An 18,345-nucleotide genomic window follows, 5' to 3' on the forward strand; every position below is an offset into this window, starting at 1 on the left:
ATTGTCTCGTGCCGGCGTCGTCGCCAGCGGTCCCGCCGGCCGGGGCCTGAGATCCCGGCCGGCGGCTTGGGAGGTCAGCGCAGCGCCTGCTTGGCGAGCTCGGCGACGATCTCGTAATTTTCGGGCGTGACGAAGCCGGCGCCGGTGTCGACATTCATCGGCGCCAGCCCCAGCACAACCTGCTGGCAGAGGCTGAGGATCGGCAGATAGCCCTGCAGGAACGGCTGCTGGTCGGCGGTCAATTGCACCCAGCCACCCTTGAAGCCCTCGACGATCTGCGGGCTGGTGTCGAAGCCGAAATTGAAGATCTCGCCCGCCTTGCGTCCGGCCGCCTGCATATAGGTCGAGACATTGCCGAGCATCTGCCCGCCGGGATAGCCGACCGCCTTGACGTCGGGATTGTTGAGCAGCGCCGCGGTGATCACCGGAATGGCCAGATTGGGATCGGACGCCCATTCGCCGCTCGGCGGTGAGGACAACTGGATGACCTCGACGCCGGCTTCCTTGAGCGCCGCCACCGTGCCACGTTCGCGCGCGCCGCGACTTTCGTTTTCGAACGGACCGATCATGATCGCCTTGTCGCCGGCCTTCAGCTTGCCCAGTTTGAACGCCTCGGCGCCGAGCGCGCGGCCCTGCTGTTCCTGCTGGGCGCCGACATAGCCGCCGCCGAACGCTTCCACCACCTTCGGCACAGGCACGTTCTGGTACATCATCTTGATGCCATCCTTGTGCGCCTGTTCGGCGAGCGGCATGATCGATGCGTCGCCCGGATGGCCCATCATGGCGATGCCGTTGGGCTTGACCGCGACGGCCTCGCGCAGTTGCTGAACCATCTTTTCGATGTCCCACTGGGAGAAGATGTAGTCGACCTTCGGCCCCAGATCGGCCTCTGCCTGCTTGGCGCCATTGTAGACGATGGTGCCGAAAGCGTCGCCCTCGGCGCCGCCGACGAAGAAACGGATGTGGACGTCCTTGCACCATTTGGCGTCGAGCGCCTGCGCGGGCAAGGTGGAGATCGCAGCGGCAAGCACCGTGGCGGCGGCCACGACGGTCGAGCGCAGAACTGTCCTTCTCATCGTCATGCTCATGCACTTATCCTCCCTTTTTGTCCTCGCAAGCGAGGGGTTTCGACATTCGCTTCGGCAATGTGCGTTGCAGACATCCCGGCCGGCTCCTCCCGCCGGCCGATCCTCACATCGGGTTCGGCAGGTAGCTGGCCCCTCCCCGGCATTGTTTGAGATATTCCAGCGCCCGCACCTGGCCGGTGATCTCGAGGTCGCCGCGATAGACCGGGTCGTGCCAACCTTCGATATCGATGGCCCCCTTGTAGCCGGCCAGCCGCAATTCGCTGATCACCCGCGTCCAGTCGCTGTCGCCGAAGCCCGGCGTTCGCATTTGCACGAAGGGCAGCCGGCCGAACACGCCATGCTCGCGGATGACATCCCAGCGCACCGTCGCGTCCTTGCCGTGGACGTGGAAGATGCGCGGCGCCCATTTGCGGATCTGCGGCATCGGATCGATCAGATAGACGAGCTGGTGGCAGGGCTCCCATTCCAGCCCGAGATTGTCGTCCGGCACTTCGTTGAACATCAGCTCCCAGGCGTCCGGATTGTGGGCGATGTTCCAGTCGCCGGCGGCCCAGTTGCCGTCCATCGCGCAGTTCTCGAAGGCGATGCGCACGCCCTTGTCGGCGGCGCGTCTGGCCAGCGGTCCCCAGACCTCCTTGAAGCGCGGCAGGCTGTCGGTCAGCTTCTTGCCGCGCAGGCGGCCGGTGAAGCCGCTGACCATCGAGGTGCCGAACAGATGCGCATTGTCGATGACCGTCTCCCAGGCCTTGAGCACGCCGCGATCGACCTCGCCGTCTTCCAGCGGATTGCCGAACACGCCGAGCGAGGACACGGTGACGTCGGCATCGCCGATCGCCTCGCGGATCTGGCCGGCCAGCCGCGGCAAATCCTTGCCGCCAAGCGTCTGCCAGAAGAAGGGCTGGATGCTCTCGAAGCCGAGCGGCAGGATCTGCTTGATGTAAGCCGCCGGGTCGTCGAGATTGGCCCGCACCATGGTGCCGATCCGGATGTCGAGAAGCGGGTTCGGCGTCATTGTGCTTCCTCTGCGATTGTCACGCGGCGGCCGGTCTCGGCGCTTTCGATGGCGCCAAAAACCATGGCCAGGCTCTTGATGTTGTCGCCGCCGCGCGTTTCCGGCTCGGTGCCGGTCTCGATGGCGTGCATGAAATCCTGGAGAATGCCGAGATGGCCGCCGACGCGATCGGACGCATCGAGCGGCGGCACCTCGATCGGCTGGGTTTTGTCGAACATTCCCTCGCGGCCCGGCATCACTGCTTCTGCCCTCAAATCGTCATGACCGTCCCAGATGAGGCTGCCGCGCTCGGCAACGATGCGCCATGCACTTTCCCAACTGGTGCGGAAGCCGGCCGCGCACCAGCTGCCGGCGTAGGTGAAGACCTTGCCGTCGCCGAGATCGAAGACGGCGCTGGCCGAAGATCCCTGCCTGTACCAGGAACTGGCCGGCTCCCATTCCTGGCAATAGACGCCGGCCGGCTCGCCATTCACCATGTAGCGAGCGGCGTCGAAGGTGTGGATCGCCATGTCGAGCAGCAGCACATGGGTCATCTCCTCGCGAAAACCGCCGAAATGCGGCGCGACGAAGAAGTCGGCGTGGATGCTGGTCGGCGCACCGATGGCGCCGGAGTCCAGGAACCTCCGGATGCGCCTGACATTGGCGACATAGCGGCGGTTCTGCACGACCGCATGGATGCGCCCGGCGCGGCGCGCGGCCTCGACGATGGCGCGCGCATTTTCCGGACTGTCGGCGAGCGGCTTTTCCGTCAGCAGATGGCAATTGTGCGCAAAGGCGGACAGCGCGACCGCGCGCCGGGCGGCGGGAACCACGACATCGAACACCGCTTGCGGTTTGATCTGATCGAGGACGGCGTCGAGATTGCTGCCGATGACGGCATTGGTGAGGCCGTATTCTTGCGCCCTCGCCCGTGCCCTGTCGGCATCGAGATCCACAAGGCCGACAATGGCGAGCCCGTCGACTTGCTGCGCGGCATCGAGCCAGGCCTTGCTCATCGCTCCGCAGCCGACCAGGACGGCATTGATCATCCGGCGCTCCTCCTCCGCTCGGTCCCTCCAGACCGATCGTCACGGCATCCACGGCATGACCGTAAACGTTTTTCCGTAAACGTTTACGAGAACACACCCGAAGGCGTAGAATGTCAATTGGCCGCTCGTGAAAATCGTCCTGTCGCCTTGGCCTGAGCGGCTACCGGTGTTAGCCAAGCAAGGGGAGTACAGTCACTTGGCATCCAGCATTCATGACCTTGCCCGTCACCTGAACATTTCGATCGGCACGGTGTCGCGGGCGCTGAACGGCCGCGCCGACGTCAATGCCGACACGCGCCAGCGCGTGCTCGAGGCGGCCAGGACGCTCAACTATTCGCCGAACCAGTCCGGCCGCAGTCTGCGGCAAGGCGCCACCCATTCGATCGCCTTCATGCTGCAGCCGCATCCGGGCGACCAGCAATATGGCGAGCCGTTCTTCATTCCGTTCCTGATCGGGCTGCAGGCCAGGCTTGCGGAAAGCGGGCTCGACCTGACCGTGGTCATGGGCGCGCCGGGCGACTACCAGCAGGAGCGCCTGCGCCGCGTCGTCGAGACGCGCCGCGCCGATGCGGTGCTGCTGGCCTGGACGCGGCGCGAGGATGAACGCATCGACTATCTCACCCAGGCCGGCTTCCCCTTCGCCACGCTCGGCCGCAGCCGCTCCGGAACCAAGTCCTACCCTTCCCTCGACCTCGATTTCGAGAAGGCCGGCGCCGACGCGGTCGACCGCCTCGTGGCGCGCGGCCACCGCCGCATCGCCGCCGTCCGCCCGTCGCTCGACCTCAATTTCGGCTATCTGTTTTTGGCCGGCTATCGCAAGGCCTTGCGGCGGCACGGCATCGCGGTCGACCCCGAGCTGATCGCGTCCGGCTTCATCAACGAGGCCGGCGGCTACGAGGTGACGCCGCAGGTGATGCGCTCCAAGGCCCCGCCGACCGCCATCATCTTCAACAATGACGCAATGGCGCTGGGCGGCTGCAAGGCGCTGGCAGAGATGGGCATCAGGCCGGGCCACGACATGGCGGTGACCGTCATCGTCGACACGCCGCTCTGCCGCTATTTCTCGCCAGCCCTGACCGCCTTCCGCCCGGCGCTGGAGCCGATGGGACAACGGCTCGCGGAAATGCTGCTGGCGTCGCTTCCCGCCTTCGCCGGCCCGGAAGGTCCGCGGATCATCCGCGAGGTCTGGCCGCTGGAACTGGTCGCGCGCGACAGCGATTAATCGCAGCAGCAGGACCTGGCGAATTTGTCAAACGCTGAGCCAGGGTGTGTTGAGATTCAGATCAGGCCGAGCCGAAAATGATGGCTTTTGAGAACCGGAGCGGAGCGGACATTCGGGTCCGTGAGCACCGGAAGCGCAGAAAGCCGTCGTTTGCAGGCCGGCCTCACCTGAATATCGACATACCCTAGTCCACCTTCTTCTCGCCTCGCTCCCCGGCCTTGACGATGTCGCCCGTGGTGAACAGGATTTCCTTCAGTTCCGCGCGCCAGTCCTTCTTCTGGCGCAGCAGGAATTCGAGATCCATGCCGAAATGCTTGAACTCCTCGCCCTGCGCGTTCTTCATGATGGCGCGCGCCTGCGGGTCCTTCTCCACCGACATGCGCTGTTCGTACCAGCTGATCGCTTCCGCCTCCTCGATCAGCGAGGTGATCATGCGGGCAAAGGTCCGCACCTCCTGCGACAGTTCTTCAGGCGGTTCGTGATACTGGTCGAAACCCATGTCGTCCTCCCCTCAAACAGCACACCGGTGCGCAGTGCACCGGCCGCAGCCTTGAATGCGCGGGAGGCGCTATAGGTTCCGGATCACGCCACAACCAGGGCGATCAGCGGGAGCCAGCCTCAAGACACCGGCGCCGCTCCGCCCTCTGCCGTGCGCCGCGCGATGAACTCGTCCAGCACGCCTGATGTGGCGACGGCCGAGGTCGGCGGCGCGAAATCGGCAAGCACCCGCCTCCAGACACCGGTGGCGCGCTCGCTCGCCGTCTTCGAGCCGCTTTGCGTCCAGTTGCCGAAATTCGACCAGTCGGCCACCAGCGGCTCGTAGAAGGCGGTGCGGTAGCGGGCCATGGTGTGGCCGGCCGAGAAGAAATGCCCGCCCGGCTGCACCTCGGCGATAGCTTCGAAACCAATCGTGTCGGTGTCGCCGGGCGTCGCAGCACAAAGTTCAGCCACCGTCTGCAGCGCCTCGATGTCGGTGATCAGTTTCTCGAAGGAGACACTGAGGCCGCCCTCCAGCCAGCCGGCAGCATGGATGCACATCGTCGCCCCGGCCAGCACCGAACCCCACAACGCGAACTGCGTCTCGTGCGCGGCCTGCGCGTCGGAGATGTTGGCCGCACTGCCGCCGCCGGACCGCCAAGGCAGCCCGGTGAAGCGCGCCAGTTGGCCGGCGCCCAGCGTCGCCTTGACGTGCTCGGGCGTGCCGAAGGCGGGCGCGCCGGATTTCATGTCGACATTGGAGGAGAACGAGCCGTAGACGACCGGCGCACCCGGCCTCACGATCTGCGCCAGCGTCAGCCCGGCCAGCGCTTCGGCATGCTGCAGCGTCAGCGCGCCGGCGACCGTTATCGGCGCCATGGCGCCCGCCAGGCAGAACGGCGTGATGACGGAGACCTGGCCCGCGCGAGCGAAATCGATGATGCCTTGCGCCATCGGAATGTCGAGCTGACGCGGCGAGTTGGTGTTGATGACGGTGTAGCAATGCGCGCTTGCCAGAAACTCCTCTTCCGACAAGCCGCGCGCCAGCCGCAGCATCTCGAACCCGTCCTCGACTTGCGGCGTTCCGCGCGCGAAGACGAACGGGAGCTTGTCCGACAGCGTCAACTGCGCGCGGTTGACGGCATAGTGCCGAAAGCGGTTGTCGACATCCTGCGGTTCGATGCAGGGCCCCAGCATATGCAGCACATCGAAATGCTGCACCAGCCGCATCAGATCCTCGAAATCCGCCAGTGTTCCCGGCCGCCGGCCGCGCTCGAGATCGGTGACGTTCGGCGCCCCGCACCCGGCCAGGAAGGTCATCGAGCCGAGCTCCAGCGTCAGATCGCGGGCGCGCGAACCGGCGTAAGCGTGGATCGACTTCGGCGCCGAGGCGAGTGCCGCCGTCACCATGTCACGGCCGATGCGCACCATGTCGGTGTCTGGATCGACCAGGGCGCCGGCATTGGCAAAATGCTCACGCGCTTGCGGCAGCAGCACCTTGATGCCGAGCTCTTCCAGCACCCGCAGCGCCGTGTCGTGGATCGAAGCCACCTGGTCGTCCGAAAAGATCGGCTGCGGCAGGAACGGGTTCTTCAGCGAATGGTAATTGGGACGGCGGCTGCTTTCGCTGCCGGCCTCGCCCGTGCGTCCACGCCGGCGCTCGCGCCTGCCGTCCCGTGCCGCGTCATCGACCATCGGAAATCCTCCTCATTGCCGCATTGCCTTGCCCAGGGGATCGTAGGGCGAGGCCGCGACGACACGCGCCGGCCGTTCCTCACCCACCACATGCACGGAGAGCGCGGTGCCCTCGCCCGCGAAATCGCGGTCGACCAGAGCCAGCGCCAGGCTCTTGCCGACCGTATAGCCATAGCCGCCCGAGGTGACGAAGCCGACGCGTCGGCCCTGATGCCAGACAGGCTCAAAACCGCTGGCATCGGCGTCGAGCGCATCGATTTCCAGCGTCACCAGGCATTGGCCGCTGCCGGCCTCCCGCTGTTTCAACGCTGCTTCGCGGCCGATGAAGTCGCTCTTGCCGAAAGCGATGAAGCGGTCGAGACCGGTCTGGCCCGGCGTATAGCCTTGCGTGAATTCACGCGACCAGATGCCAAAGCTCTTCTCCAGCCGCAGCGCATTGAGCGCATAGTAGCCGATTTCAGCAAGGCCCAGATCCTCGCCCGCAGCCAGCAGCGTGTCGCGCAGAGTGGCGTGCATGGTCACGGGGCAACTGATTTCGAAGCCGCGTTCGCCCGCGATCGACAGCCGCGCCACACGTGCCTGCACCATACCGATGTCGAATGCGCCACAGGCCATGAACGGCAATGCTGCGCTGGAAACATCCTGATGCGTCGTGCGCTCCAGAATCTCCCGCGCATTCGGCCCCGTGAGCAGGAAGCCGCTCATCGTGTCGGAGAGGTCGGCGATGGTGACGCCCTCCGCCGCATGGCTCTCGAACCAGCGCATGTGGAATTCCCGGAGATAGTAGGAGCCCATCAGCCAATAAGAGCCGCCCCAGTTGAAGACGGTGAGGTCGCCCTTCAGCCGTCCGTCATGGCCGAGCATCGGCGCCAGGCCGGCCCGCCCCGGCTTCGGCAATCGGCAGGCGAGCAGCCGGTCGAGCCACGCCTCCGCACCCAGCCCCGACACCGCATAGCGCGCATAGGCCGAGATATCGACGAGGCCGGCGGCGCGCCGCACCTGCAGCGCCTCCTCGCCGACGATGTCGAAGGCGTTGGAGCGCCGCAGCGTCGTGCTCTCGGCAAATCCCATCGGCGCGAAATAGGCCGGGATTTCCAGCCCCCAGGAAGCCGTCCATTCGCATCCCGCCGCGCTCATGCCGTCATAGGCGCCGGGGCGTTTCAGCGGCCGGCCGGCGGACAGCCGTTCATTGGGAAAAGTCATGACGAAGCGGCGCGAATAGAACTGGCGCGTCGTCTGCCTGAGATATTCGCGGTTGGCGGCGAAGGCACCGTAGCGAGCGATATCCATGCCGAAGATGTCGGCCTGCGGTTCGCCGAAAATCATCCATTCGGCCAGCGACTTGCCGACGCCGCCGCCCTGGCTGAAACCGGCCATGACGCCGCAGGCAACCCAGTAGTTCTTCAGGCCGCGCACCGGCCCGACAATCGGATTGCCGTCCGGCGTGAAGGTGAAGGCGCCGTTGACCCATTTGCGGATACCGGCCGTCGCCAGGCAAGGGAAGCGCTCATGCGCCTTGGCGAGTTCCGGGCTGATGCGGTCGATGTCTTCCGGGATCAGCTCTATGCCGTAATCCCACGGCGCTCCGTCCATGTTCCAGTGCTTTGGGTTCTGCTCATAGACGCCAAGCAGCACACCCTTGCGCTCCTGCCGCAGGTATGAAAAGCCGTCGAGATCGACGGCGATGCCGATTTCCCTGTCAAGTGCTGCGATCTCCGGAATGTCATCGGTGATGAAATAGTGGTGCTCCATCGGCGTCACCGGCAGGTCGACGCCGGCCATGCGGCCGAGCTGCTTCGCCCACAGCCCGCCGGCATTGACGACATGCTCGGCGATGATGGTGCCCTGCTCGGTGATGACGTCCCAGCGCCCGTCGGCACGTGCTTTCAGCTCGACGACCCGGTTGCGCAAGATGATGTCGGCGCCGCGCTTCTTCGCAGCACCCGCATAGGCATGCGTGGTACCGTACGGGTCGAGGTGACCCTCGTTGGAATCATGCAGGCCGCCTAGCACGCCGGTGACGTCGACGATCGGGCAGATCGCCTTGATCTCGTCGGGCGTGACCAGGCGCGCGGTCTCGATGCCGACCGACTGGAACACGGCCCAGGCTGATTTCAGCCACTCCCAGCGCGCGGGATCGCTGGCGATGTTGACGCCGCCCGTCATGTGCAGGCCGATATCCCAGCCGGATTCGGCCTCGATCTCCCGGTAGAGATTGATGGTGTAGTCCTGCAGCGCCGCCACGTTGGGATCGGCGTTGAGCGCATGGAAGCCTGCCGCCGCGTGCCAGGTCGAACCGGCCGTCAGTTCTGCGCGCTCGATCAGCGCCACATCACTCCAGCCGAACCGCGTCAGGTGATAGAGCACCGAGGCTCCGACCACGCCACCTCCGATGACGACTGCGCGGTAGTGCGACTTCAAGGCTTCCCCTCCACGGTTGGTCCGAAGACTGGAGCATATATCCACTGGACATAAGTGTCCAGTGCCGGCGCGCGCATCGTTTTTCGTCGACCGCCGGCATGCACTGCGCGCTGTCACGCAAGCATCATGTTCGCGCCGTAGACCGCATTTCGGGGAGGCTTGCGCAGCATCATCGATGTCGCACCTCTTTCAGTTTTTCGTCCCGCGGCCGCTCCGGCACATCCGTCACAAAGAGGATTATCCATGAAGCACCTGTATCGACCCGCGTCGCTTGGCGTCGCGCTGGCCTTGTTCACCGCCTTGGCGCCGGCACTCGCCGACAGCACCGCGACCGTCGGCGGCCTCGTCAACAAGGGGCTGGTCGGCGTCGGCCGCATCCCGGCCGCTCAGCGCGACAAGTTCGGCGAGACCTTCGGCTCGGGTTCCGGCATGGCGATCGACGCATCAGGCTGGACGCATGACACCGCCGGCTACAGGGGTTCGCTCTGGCTGTTGCCGGACCGTGGCTACAATGTCGTCGGCACCACCGACTACCGGCCGCGCCTCAACACGATCGCCATCGAATTTGCTCCGGTCGCACCGGGCGCGGCACCTGCTGCCGGCCAGGAGCAGACGGGCGTCAAGGCAACGCTCGCCGACACCATGCTTCTCACCGACGACAAGGGGGCTGATGCCACAGGCCTCGACCCACTCAACGGCGTGCGCGCGGCAAGCGGCGACATGCCGATCCTGCCGCAAGCCGACAATGGCAAGCTGGCGCTCGACAACGAGGCGATCGTGCGGCTGCCCGATGGTTCGATGTTCATCTCCGACGAATACGGCCCGAACATCTATCGGTTTTCCGCCGACGGGCATCTGCTGTCGGCAACCCAGCCACCGGCCGCCTTCGTGCCGATGCGCCACGGCACGCCGAACTTCGCCTCGGACAATCCGGGACCCGGTGCCGCCGAGCCCGATCCGAAGGACCCCGAGACCGGCCGCCAGAACAACCAGGGCCTGGAGGGAATGGCGATGACGCCGGACGGCAAGTTCCTGATCGCGGTGCTGCAATCGGCGCCCCGGCAGGATGGCGGCGATTCGCCCGCGACGCGCCAGAACACGCGTGCGCTGGTCTATGACGCGTCCGACCTCGCCCACCTCAAACTGGCGCATGAGTATGTCGTGCCGTTGCCGGTGTTCAAGGATGCCAAGGGCAAGACCAAGATCGCCGCGCAGAGCGAGATCGTGGCGCTCTCCGACAAGACCTTCCTGATGCTGGCGCGCGACAGCGGCAACGGCCAGGGGCTGAAGGGCGACACCTCGCTGGTGCGCCAGATCTTCGTCGTCGACGTCTCGGCCGCGACCGACATCGCCGGCGGCGCCTTCGATGCCGCCGACAAGCCGCTGGCGCCCAAGGGCGTGCTCGACCCGTCGGTGATGCCGGCCAAGCTGACGCCGTTCATCGACATCAACGACAAGGGCGAACTCGGCCGCTTCGGCCTGCACAATGGCGCGCCGAACGACAAGAACAACCTGTCGGAGAAGTGGGAGGCGATGTCGGTGGTCAGCGTTCTCGATCCGAAGCTGCCCGACGACTACTTCCTGTTCGTCGCCAACGACAACGACTTCCTCGCCCAGGACGGTTTTCAGGTCGGCGCACCCTACAAGGCGGAAGACGGCGCCGATGTCGACACCATGTTCCTGGTCTATCAGGTCACGCTGCCGGGTCTCGCCAGGAAGTAACCACCACTGCCCAGGCGGGCGCGCTTGGCGCGTCCGCTGGGGCTCGCGGCTGGGCATGAACGAAGCAGCGGCTTTCAGTGCGGCGCGTTCGCAAGGGTGCATCTCGGTCCCGCCTGCGATATCATCGTGGACTGGATCCAAATCACCATCCGCCGAGTTGCCCGCCATGGACGAAAAAATGCCCGCGCGCCGGCGCACCGGCGACCTGACCAGCGGCCCGATCCCGCGCACGCTTCTGCTGTTCGCCCTGCCGGTGCTCGGCTCCAACGTGCTGCAGTCGCTCAACGGCTCGATCAACGCCGTCTGGGTCGGCCGTTTTCTCGGCGAATCGGCGCTGACCGCCACCTCTAACGCCAACCTCGTCCTGTTCCTGATCCTCGGCACTGTGTTCGGCATCGGCATGGCGGCCACCATCCTGGTGGCCCAGTCGGTCGGCGCCCGCGACCTGCCTGAGGCGCGCCGCATCGTCGGCACCAGCGCAACGTTCTTCTTCCTCGTCTCGGTTATCTTCGCGGTCTGCGGCTGGATCTGGGTCGACGCCATTCTCAACACGCTCGGCACACCGGCCGACGCCTTGCCGCTGGCGCGCTCCTATCTGCGCATCATCTTCGTCGCCGTGCCGATGATGAACCTTCTGTCCTTCGTCATGACCGTGCTGCGCGGTGCCGGCGATTCACGCACGCCCTTCTTCTTCATGGCGCTGGCCGTCGTCCTCGACATCGTGCTCAACCCATTGCTCATCGCCGGCATCGGACCGTTTCCCGAACTCGGCATCGCGGGCTCCGCCACGTCCACGCTGATCGGCCAGACGGTAAGCGTGATCGCCATCCTGATCGTGCTCTATGTGCGCAAGCATCCGCTGCGGCTGGCCGGCGCCAACCTCGCTCTGCTGCGGCCCGATCCCACCTTGCTGCGCATCGTCGTCTTCAAGGGCGTGCCGATGGGCCTGCAGATGATCGTCATTTCGGCGGCGGCACTGACGGTGATGGGCATAGTCAATTCCTACGGCTCACAGGTCGCCGCCGCCTACGGCATCGCCGCCCAGCTGTGGACCTATATCCAGATGCCGGCGCTCGCCATCGGCGCCGCGGTGTCCTCGATGGCGGCACAGAATGTCGGCGCCGGGCGCTGGGACCGGATCGGCCGCATCGCCGCCTCAGGCGTCGGCTTCAACCTCGTCCTGACCGGCGCACTGGTTGCCGTGCTGTCGGTTTTCGACCGTTCGGTGCTGAGCCTGTTCCTGAGCCGCGACAGCGCGGCGATCGACATCGCCGTCCACATCAACAATGTCGCCTCGTGGTCGTTCATCCTGTTCGGCATAACCATCGTGCTGTTTGCCACCGTACGAGCCACGGGTGCCGTGATGCCGCCGCTGATCATCCTGGTCATTTCGGTGCTGGTCGTGCGCACCGGCTTTGCCTATTTCATGCGTGGCGTGATCGGCGAGGAAGCGTTGTGGTGGAGCTTCCCGGCGGGTTCGATCAGCTCGCTTGTACTGGCGGCGGCCTACTATCGTTTCGGCCGCTGGCGCACCACGCACATGATCGAGGACAGGCCGGCCGCCGGCGAGCCGCCGGACACCGGTCTTGGCGTGCCGCGCGGACGCGCGCATCTTTCGCCTGAAACACCGAACGGCTGAAGCCAACCCGGTTCCGCTGGACCGCTCCAGGCCCTCAACGCCGTTGTTGTTTCAGCCCAAAAGCCAGCGCCACCAACGCAAACACCACGATCATGCCGGCGAACGCCAGGCTGGCAGCGACGGGACTGGCATAGGTCGAAACGATGCCGATGCCGATGACGGGCAAGGCGTTGCCGACAAAGCAGCAGATGAAGAAGCTGGACACCACTTCGGCGCGACGATCCTTGGGCGCGATCTCGTTCACCACTTGCAGGCCGCCACGGTAACCAAGCGCCGCCGCAACGCCGCAACAGGCCGTCGCAGCAACCATCAGTGCCATCGAGGCCAATATCTGCGCCGCCATCACCAACGAGACGCTTGGGATCATCAATGCCAGCGCAGCCAGCATCGCCTTGTTGCTCTTCATGTGCATCAGAACGACAATGCTGATCGCGGTGACGATCGCCAGCTCGAAGAACAGCGCGCCGGCGACGGCATGGTTGGTCTCATGCAGCTGCTGCGCCAGGATGCTCGGCGCCAACGCGGCGTAGAACCCGACCAGCGCCATCGCGCCGAAGCCGGTCACCGCCGGCGCGACGAAGCGCGCACGGATTTCCTCCGGGACGGAAAGTCGCGGCCGCAAGGAGATCCGCCCGAGGCCGCCCGGCTTCGCCACCGTTTCGCGAGTGCGCCAGACCAGGATCGTCACCACCACAAGTGCTGCCAGATAGACGATGAAGATCAGCCGCAACGGCCATGGCTCGTATTCAGCCAGAAATCCCGAAATCAGTGCGCCGAGGCCGAGGCCGAGGAAATTGGTGCTGGTGGCAATCACACTGGCGCGCGACTTGTCCGCGCCGGGAAGAAGCTCGGCAATCCACGCGGTTCCGGTCCCCGCGCCGACGCCGATGCCAAGCCCGCTCAGGATGCGGGCGACGTCGAGCGAGACGACGTTTACGGCAAACAGGAAGACAAGCGCACTGACGATGGCGACGAGCATGGCCGCCAGGCTCGCGGGCCGGCGTCCGACAATATCGGAGACGCTGCCCAACATCAGAAGTGCCGCCAGATTGCCGACGACATACACGGCGTAGATCAGCGTCAGGGTGATTTGTGAAAAGCCGAATTGCTGCTTGTAGACGATGTAGAGCGGCGTCAGCACCGTGCTGCCGGCAAACAGCACCGCAATCATCGCGGCGACGGTGGGGATTGCGAGAGCATCGCCACCTGCCCCTTCGTGCGTATGCGCAAAATCGCGAATGGCCATGGCCAACCTCGTCACCAATTTCGGGGATCGAGGATCTAACGCGGTTTCATCCACGACGTTCCAACCGACAGGCAGGCTCCTGACAGCACGGTGGACATTGCTTGAGCGGGATGTCCGCCGGCTGAACAGGCTCGGATCGGGGCCAGCGGCTCCGATCCGTCATCTATCGTTCAACCGGTCGGCGTTACCTGCAAGCAAAGCCGGGCGCGATCTTGCACTTGCCAGGACGCGGCCTGTGCGGCGGCCGATGGTGCGGAGGACGGTGCGGCTTGTGCCAGTGTGGCGGCCGATGCGGCGGACGCACGATGATGATTGGCGGGCGAACGATCTGGGAGCGTTCAAGATAACCGGCGCTGGCCCAGCCGCTCACGCCGCCGCCATGGATTCTACACCAGCCCGGCTGGCAGCCGGTGACATTGACCCTGAAGCCGGCGGGCAGCGTTCCCACTTTGGCGTATCCCGCTCCCGGCCCGCTGCGGACGTTGAGGTTGGTCGAGGTGTGAGCGCTGTAGGCGAAGGCCGCGGCGGACGTCCCGAACACCGCGGCCAGGATGGTCGCGGCCACAAGCAGAAAACGAAATCTCATCGGTCCCCTCCATTCGAATCCCGGCCGTTCACCTGCTTCGGCCAAGATTGCCCTGCAAGAGGAGCGGCCAAGCCAAGAAAAGTCAACAGGTGGGTGGCCGTAACAGTCCTGGCCAGCGGGACTGATGCCGGATTTTCTTTGGACATGGTTGAGGAATTTCGCGGTTGCCATTTATTGGTTCCTCAACATCCGCTAGCGTTACTCTCTTTCGACAATTCATCGCGGGCAAAGGTGGGGATCCATGGGCAAAGGCAGGGTCGAGGCATTCACCGATGGCGTCGTGGCTATCATCATCACCATCATGGTGCTTGAGTTGAAAGTGCCGCATGGCGAGGATTTCTCCGCCTTGGTGCCGTTGTGGCCGATCTTCTTCTGCTACGTGCTGTCCTTCATCAATGTCGGCATCTACTGGAACAATCTGCACAACATGTTCCACACCGTTCAGCGGGTCGACGGGCGCGTGCTGTGGGCGAACCTCAATCTGCTGTTCTGGCTGTCGCTGATGCCGGTGACCACAGCCTTCATGGGCGAGAACCACTTTGCGCCGGTGCCGGTAGCAGTCTATGGCACCGACCTCGCGCTATGCGCCATCGCCTACACCATACTCGCCGCCGCGCTGCATCGCCTGCACGGCAATGATACCGCCTTTGCCAAGGCGCTGGGTAATGACCGCAAGGGGAAGCTCTCGCTGGCTGTCTATATCGTGGCCGTCGTGCTGACCTTCGTCAGCCAGTGGATCGGCGTCGTGCTCTATGTGCTGGTCGCGATGATATGGCTCGTACCGGATAGGCGCTTTGCGCGGGTGATCGAAAAGTAGTTGTCTTCACACATTTTCAAGGTAGGGCGCTGCACGGCTTTCCCAAATTGCCCTACTTGCGCATCGCTTTCAGTTTTTCCGCCACCGATGCAGCGAGGTCGGCATAGAGCTCCTCCAGCCGTTCCGCGGCCTTGATGATCGAGAAATCATGGCCGAATTTTTCCAGCGCCATGCGCAGTTTCTCGACGAACTCGGCTTGTTTCTCCAGCGCAGAAAAGAGTGTCTTCACCTGCGCTTCGCTGATGTCGGGATTGGCCATCATCTGCGGCACCTCGCGGCCCATCTGGTCGCCAATGGCGGTCTGCTCCTTCAGAATTGCAACCCAGTCCGTCAATCAGGAACCTCCGTTTGTCCCCAGGCCTAAATCTCTTTTGCGGGGACAAAGGGCAACATGCGCAGCCTCGGCCGGACTGGTCAACCCGACAAGACGAGCAGAGGCTTGCACCGGCCCGTTCCGGCGCTAAGTTCGGCGCCTTCGAACAAGGAATCCATCGCCCATGATCACCGACGCCGAGATCCAGACCGCCCTGCCCGCGCTTGCTCCAGGCAATGCCGCCGTGATCACCGGCGCTGCCAGCGGCATCGGTCTGGCGGCCGCCAAGCGGCTTGCATTGCTAGGCATGAAGATCGTGCTGGCCGACATTGGCGGCGCGCGGCTTGACGACGCCTCGCGCGCCGTTTCCGCGATTGCCGGCGACGGTGCCGTGCTTGCCGTCGCCGCCGACGTTTCGAAGGCGGATGAGGTGGACCGCCTCGCCGAGAGGGCGTTCGGCGCCTTCGGCGGCGTGTCGCTGCTGATGAACAATGCCGGCGTCGGCGACAACCCCGGAAAGCCGTGGGAAAACCGCGATGCCTGGAAACGGCTGCTGGACATCAATTTCTGGGGCGTTGTGCATGGCGTGGAGGCCTTCGCGCCGCGCATGCTGGCCTCGGCCAGGCCGGGTCTGATCGTCAACACCGGCTCCAAGCAAGGCATCACCACGCCGCCCGGCAATCTTGCCTACAATGTCTCCAAGGCAGGAGTGAAAACCTTCACGGAAGGCCTGGCGCACGCGTTGCGCAACGAACCCGGCCCCCATGTCGCTGCCCATCTGCTGATCCCCGGCTTCACCTTTACCGGTCTGACCGAGGGTGCGACGGAAAAACCGGCCGGCGCCTGGACCGGCGAACAGGTTGTGGATTTCATGCTGGAATCCCTGACCAGGGGAGATTTCTACATCCTGTGCCCGGACAATGAGGCGGCCCGGCCGCTGGATGAAAAGCGCATGGCCTGGGCGATCGGCGACATCATCGAGAACCGCCCCGCTTTGTCGCGCTGGCATCCGGACCACAAAGGCAGTTTCGCAGCCTTCATGAAAGGCTGATTTTCAGGCCGCTTGCTTTTTCGACCCGCGCTTCTGTGCCACGGCCTTCTTCGCCGCGATGTCGGCGATCTGTTCGTCATGCCGCTTTGCCGCACGCTCGCATTTGGCGCGGATTTCCTCGACTTCGGATTCGGTCAGATGCTCGATGCCGATGAAGTGGTTGTGGCCCTTGCCGACCCGGATCAGTTCGTCGAGCTTGGCCTGGATCGCCGCGCCGTCGCGGTTCTGAGTGTTCTGGATCAGGAAGACCATCAGGAAGGTGATGATGGTCGTGCCCGTGTTGATGACAAGTTGCCAAGTGTCCGAAAAGCCGAAGAACGGACCGCTCACCCCCCAGGCGATGATGATGAGGCAACAGACGGCGAATGTCGGCGGCAGGCCGGCTATGCGGGCGACCCAGTTGGCAACCTTGGTGAAATGCTTTTCCATCTATCGAAATCCTCGACGCTGCGGCGCGATGAGAAACAATCAGCGACCGCTTCAGGTTCCCCATGCGAACAAATACCTCAGGTACAATTGCCTACACGCATAGGGAGAATAGTCTGGAAAACACACCTTATGGGTTCAATGCCACAGTACTCCTGCAGGCAAGAGTGCCTGTTCCTTCCGCTTCACAGCGGTTTACCTCCAGCCCCTTCCGCTGCGCCACCCCCGCATGGCGGAAGGGGTTTCAGTCCGGAGAGCGCGGAGCATGGTTTCCCGAAAGCGCCGACCGGCAGAAGGACAGACGGTCGCTCCACTTTCCCGCAGATTGCTTGGCAGCGCCGGCCTAGGCCTGCTGATGGCCTGCGCGGCCGTGACCGCCAGGGCAGAACCATCAACAGCACCGGCTGCCGAAATAGCGACCGATCCGACAATCACCGGCAGTCTCGAAAGGCATTGGACCAACAACGCGCTGGACAGCGACCATGCGGTCAAGGACTGGTACACACTGTTGCGCGGTTCGCTGCAGCAGCAATGGGGCGACAACGACGCCAACGCGAAATTCAGCGCGGACTTCCAGGTAACGCATTACGACAAGACGTCGATCGAGGACGACCGCGGATTGTCGCTGTCGGCCGAGGCCTTCCGCCGGCTCGGCCCGGGCCTCGAACTGAGGGGATCGCTGAGCTATCGCGTCTCCAGCACCGGCGACAATCTGGATATCGGCCCGCTGACGCTGGGTACGCGGGAGTTCAAGCAGGTCTTCGGCGCCCAGACACAACTCGGCATCGACCTCGGCAACGCCACATCGCTGATCCTCGAGGCCGCCGACAGCTACGAAAAGCTCGGCGCGACGCATTTCCAGGAAGATCTCATCTTGCCGGCGAAGCTGCATGCCGACCGCAATCTCTTCCAGTTGGCGGCTCGGGTCACCCGGACAGTTGGCCAGCTTGCCTTCGGCGCGTCCGCGTCTGCGCTCTTCGCCAGCGTCGAGGAAATCGGTTACCCGCCGCTGTTCCTATCGTTCAACACCTATACGCTGCGCGCCGAGGCGGCCTACAAGGCCACCGATGGTTCGACGCTCGGCGTGGCCCTGGGTGCGCAGTTCCTGCGTGGCGCCGATAACATCTACCAGCGCTGGCGTCCGACCTGGCAAGTCACGTTCGGCAAGCCTCTGCCGCACGGCTTCGAGCTGCGCGGCACCTATTTCGGTCGCTACGAAACGTCCGAAACCGACGACCCCCTGGCTTCGTGGCTGCAGCGCGCGGAATTGGAACTGGGCATGAAGGTGCGCGAAAACCTCGGCATCGCTTCCGGCATCTTCTATGAGCTCAAGGACAATTTGCTCTACGAGAACCAGGAGCGCCGCAAGGGCGTCTATGCCGAAGCGACCTACAACGCGACCAAATCGATGGCCATTGTCGTTCGCGTCGACGTTTCCGAGACCTTCAAGACCGTGATCGACGAGCGCGAACACACGGTCGATGCATTTGTGGGCCTGCGGGCGAAGATCTAGCTCATTCCCGCGCTTGACTGGGTAGGCCCACAAGCGGAGGCAGGAGGGTGTTGAAGACCCTCCTGCCCACGACACGTGACATAAGGATG

General features: G+C 64.4%; 16 protein-coding genes. 6 read left to right on the plus strand and 10 right to left on the minus strand.

The window, feature by feature from the left end; translation table 11 throughout:
• Window positions 1-74 precede the first annotated feature (74 nt).
• The 3 genes from LB519_RS23040 to LB519_RS23050 form a co-directional block, all read right to left on the minus strand.
• Window positions 75-1,088, minus strand: coding sequence for a substrate-binding domain-containing protein (locus LB519_RS23040; protein WP_013530992.1), 1,014 nt, complete (start codon window positions 1,086-1,088; stop codon window positions 75-77).
• 103 nt (window positions 1,089-1,191) lie between these two features.
• Window positions 1,192-2,100, minus strand: coding sequence for a sugar phosphate isomerase/epimerase family protein (locus tag LB519_RS23045; protein WP_013530991.1), 909 nt, complete (start codon window positions 2,098-2,100; stop codon window positions 1,192-1,194).
• The gene (locus tag LB519_RS23050) at window positions 2,097-3,128 is read right to left on the minus strand and encodes a Gfo/Idh/MocA family protein (protein WP_127366918.1); all 1,032 of its coding nucleotides are present in this window, start codon (window positions 3,126-3,128) and stop codon (window positions 2,097-2,099) included. The genes LB519_RS23045 and LB519_RS23050 overlap by 4 nt, the downstream gene beginning before the upstream one ends.
• 196 nt (window positions 3,129-3,324) lie before the next feature.
• On the opposite strand from LB519_RS23050, the gene LB519_RS23055 reads away from it, so the two are divergent.
• Entirely contained in the window at window positions 3,325-4,350 is a 1,026-nt protein-coding gene (locus LB519_RS23055; protein WP_224621285.1) for a LacI family DNA-binding transcriptional regulator, read from the plus strand.
• 184 nt (window positions 4,351-4,534) lie between these two features.
• On the opposite strand, the gene LB519_RS23060 is transcribed toward LB519_RS23055, so the two are convergent.
• The 3 genes from LB519_RS23060 to LB519_RS23070 all read right to left on the minus strand — a co-directional run bounded on the left by LB519_RS23060 (window position 4,535) and on the right by LB519_RS23070 (window position 8,943).
• Window positions 4,535-4,849, minus strand: coding sequence for a hypothetical protein (locus LB519_RS23060; RefSeq protein WP_013530988.1), 315 nt, complete (start codon window positions 4,847-4,849; stop codon window positions 4,535-4,537).
• A gap of 119 nt (window positions 4,850-4,968) precedes the next feature.
• Window positions 4,969-6,522: a trimethylamine methyltransferase family protein gene (locus LB519_RS23065; RefSeq protein WP_224621286.1), complete on the minus strand. Its 1,554-nt coding sequence runs from the start codon at window positions 6,520-6,522 to the stop codon at window positions 4,969-4,971.
• Between the two features lie 12 nt (window positions 6,523-6,534).
• Window positions 6,535-8,943 carry an FAD-dependent oxidoreductase gene (locus tag LB519_RS23070; protein WP_224621287.1) on the minus strand — a complete coding sequence of 803 codons (2,409 nt, stop codon included), beginning with the start codon at window positions 8,941-8,943 and terminating at the stop codon, window positions 6,535-6,537.
• A gap of 243 nt (window positions 8,944-9,186) precedes the next feature.
• Between LB519_RS23070 and LB519_RS23075 the strand changes: the two genes are divergently transcribed.
• Complete coding sequence (locus tag LB519_RS23075) at window positions 9,187-10,665, plus strand: esterase-like activity of phytase family protein (protein WP_024501444.1); 1,479 nt, start codon at window positions 9,187-9,189, stop codon at window positions 10,663-10,665.
• Between the two features lie 166 nt (window positions 10,666-10,831).
• A complete protein-coding gene (locus LB519_RS23080; protein WP_024501445.1) occupies window positions 10,832-12,304 on the plus strand; it encodes an MATE family efflux transporter in 1,473 nt (490 codons plus the stop codon).
• 34 nt (window positions 12,305-12,338) lie between these two features.
• On the opposite strand, the gene LB519_RS23085 is transcribed toward LB519_RS23080, so the two are convergent.
• Both LB519_RS23085 and LB519_RS23090 read right to left on the minus strand, forming a co-directional pair.
• The gene (locus LB519_RS23085) at window positions 12,339-13,550 is read right to left on the minus strand and encodes an MFS transporter (protein ID WP_224621289.1); all 1,212 of its coding nucleotides are present in this window, start codon (window positions 13,548-13,550) and stop codon (window positions 12,339-12,341) included.
• Between the two features lie 184 nt (window positions 13,551-13,734).
• Window positions 13,735-14,136 (minus strand): SH3 domain-containing protein, encoded by a 402-nt coding sequence (locus LB519_RS23090; protein ID WP_063168298.1) that lies wholly within the window; start codon window positions 14,134-14,136, stop codon window positions 13,735-13,737.
• 241 nt (window positions 14,137-14,377) lie between these two features.
• On the opposite strand from LB519_RS23090, the gene LB519_RS23095 reads away from it, so the two are divergent.
• Window positions 14,378-14,953, plus strand: coding sequence for a TMEM175 family protein (locus tag LB519_RS23095; protein WP_224621290.1), 576 nt, complete (start codon window positions 14,378-14,380; stop codon window positions 14,951-14,953).
• Between the two features lie 52 nt (window positions 14,954-15,005).
• On the opposite strand, the gene LB519_RS23100 is transcribed toward LB519_RS23095, so the two are convergent.
• Window positions 15,006-15,287 carry a hypothetical protein gene (locus tag LB519_RS23100; protein ID WP_064993811.1) on the minus strand — a complete coding sequence of 94 codons (282 nt, stop codon included), beginning with the start codon at window positions 15,285-15,287 and terminating at the stop codon, window positions 15,006-15,008.
• Between the two features lie 163 nt (window positions 15,288-15,450).
• Between LB519_RS23100 and LB519_RS23105 the strand changes: the two genes are divergently transcribed.
• Entirely contained in the window at window positions 15,451-16,317 is an 867-nt protein-coding gene (locus LB519_RS23105) for an SDR family NAD(P)-dependent oxidoreductase (protein ID WP_224621291.1), read from the plus strand.
• Window positions 16,318-16,320: 3 nt separating this feature from the next.
• Here the strand turns inward: LB519_RS23105 and LB519_RS23110 are convergent, their stop codons facing one another.
• A complete protein-coding gene (locus LB519_RS23110; protein ID WP_013530978.1) occupies window positions 16,321-16,746 on the minus strand; it encodes a low affinity iron permease family protein in 426 nt (141 codons plus the stop codon).
• A gap of 262 nt (window positions 16,747-17,008) precedes the next feature.
• Here LB519_RS23110 and LB519_RS23115 point away from each other — a divergent pair, with 262 nt between their 5' ends.
• Window positions 17,009-18,256 (plus strand): hypothetical protein, encoded by a 1,248-nt coding sequence (locus LB519_RS23115; protein WP_224621292.1) that lies wholly within the window; start codon window positions 17,009-17,011, stop codon window positions 18,254-18,256.
• Window positions 18,257-18,345 lie beyond the last annotated feature (89 nt).

This window comes from Mesorhizobium sp. AD1-1, assembly GCF_020164655.1.
Lineage (GTDB): Bacteria > Pseudomonadota > Alphaproteobacteria > Rhizobiales > Rhizobiaceae > Mesorhizobium > Mesorhizobium ciceri.

Bases quoted from the DNA above. Each gene is read 5' to 3' on its own strand.
- LB519_RS23105 (WP_224621291.1), top strand. From the start codon at position 15,451: ATGATCACCGACGCCGAGATCCAGACCGCCCTGCCCGCGCTTGCTCCA.
- LB519_RS23045 (WP_013530991.1), bottom strand. From the start codon at position 2,100: ATGACGCCGAACCCGCTTCTCGACATCCGGATCGGCACCATGGTGCGG.
- LB519_RS23065 (WP_224621286.1), bottom strand. From the start codon at position 6,522: ATGGTCGATGACGCGGCACGGGACGGCAGGCGCGAGCGCCGGCGTGGA.
- LB519_RS23050 (WP_127366918.1), bottom strand. From the start codon at position 3,128: ATGATCAATGCCGTCCTGGTCGGCTGCGGAGCGATGAGCAAGGCCTGG.
- LB519_RS23085 (WP_224621289.1), bottom strand. From the start codon at position 13,550: ATGGCCATTCGCGATTTTGCGCATACGCACGAAGGGGCAGGTGGCGAT.
- LB519_RS23110 (WP_013530978.1), bottom strand. From the start codon at position 16,746: ATGGAAAAGCATTTCACCAAGGTTGCCAACTGGGTCGCCCGCATAGCC.
- LB519_RS23040 (WP_013530992.1), bottom strand. From the start codon at position 1,088: ATGAGCATGACGATGAGAAGGACAGTTCTGCGCTCGACCGTCGTGGCC.
- LB519_RS23080 (WP_024501445.1), top strand. From the start codon at position 10,832: ATGGACGAAAAAATGCCCGCGCGCCGGCGCACCGGCGACCTGACCAGC.
- LB519_RS23090 (WP_063168298.1), bottom strand. From the start codon at position 14,136: ATGAGATTTCGTTTTCTGCTTGTGGCCGCGACCATCCTGGCCGCGGTG.
- LB519_RS23115 (WP_224621292.1), top strand. From the start codon at position 17,009: ATGGTTTCCCGAAAGCGCCGACCGGCAGAAGGACAGACGGTCGCTCCA.
- LB519_RS23095 (WP_224621290.1), top strand. From the start codon at position 14,378: ATGGGCAAAGGCAGGGTCGAGGCATTCACCGATGGCGTCGTGGCTATC.
- LB519_RS23060 (WP_013530988.1), bottom strand. From the start codon at position 4,849: ATGGGTTTCGACCAGTATCACGAACCGCCTGAAGAACTGTCGCAGGAG.
- LB519_RS23075 (WP_024501444.1), top strand. From the start codon at position 9,187: ATGAAGCACCTGTATCGACCCGCGTCGCTTGGCGTCGCGCTGGCCTTG.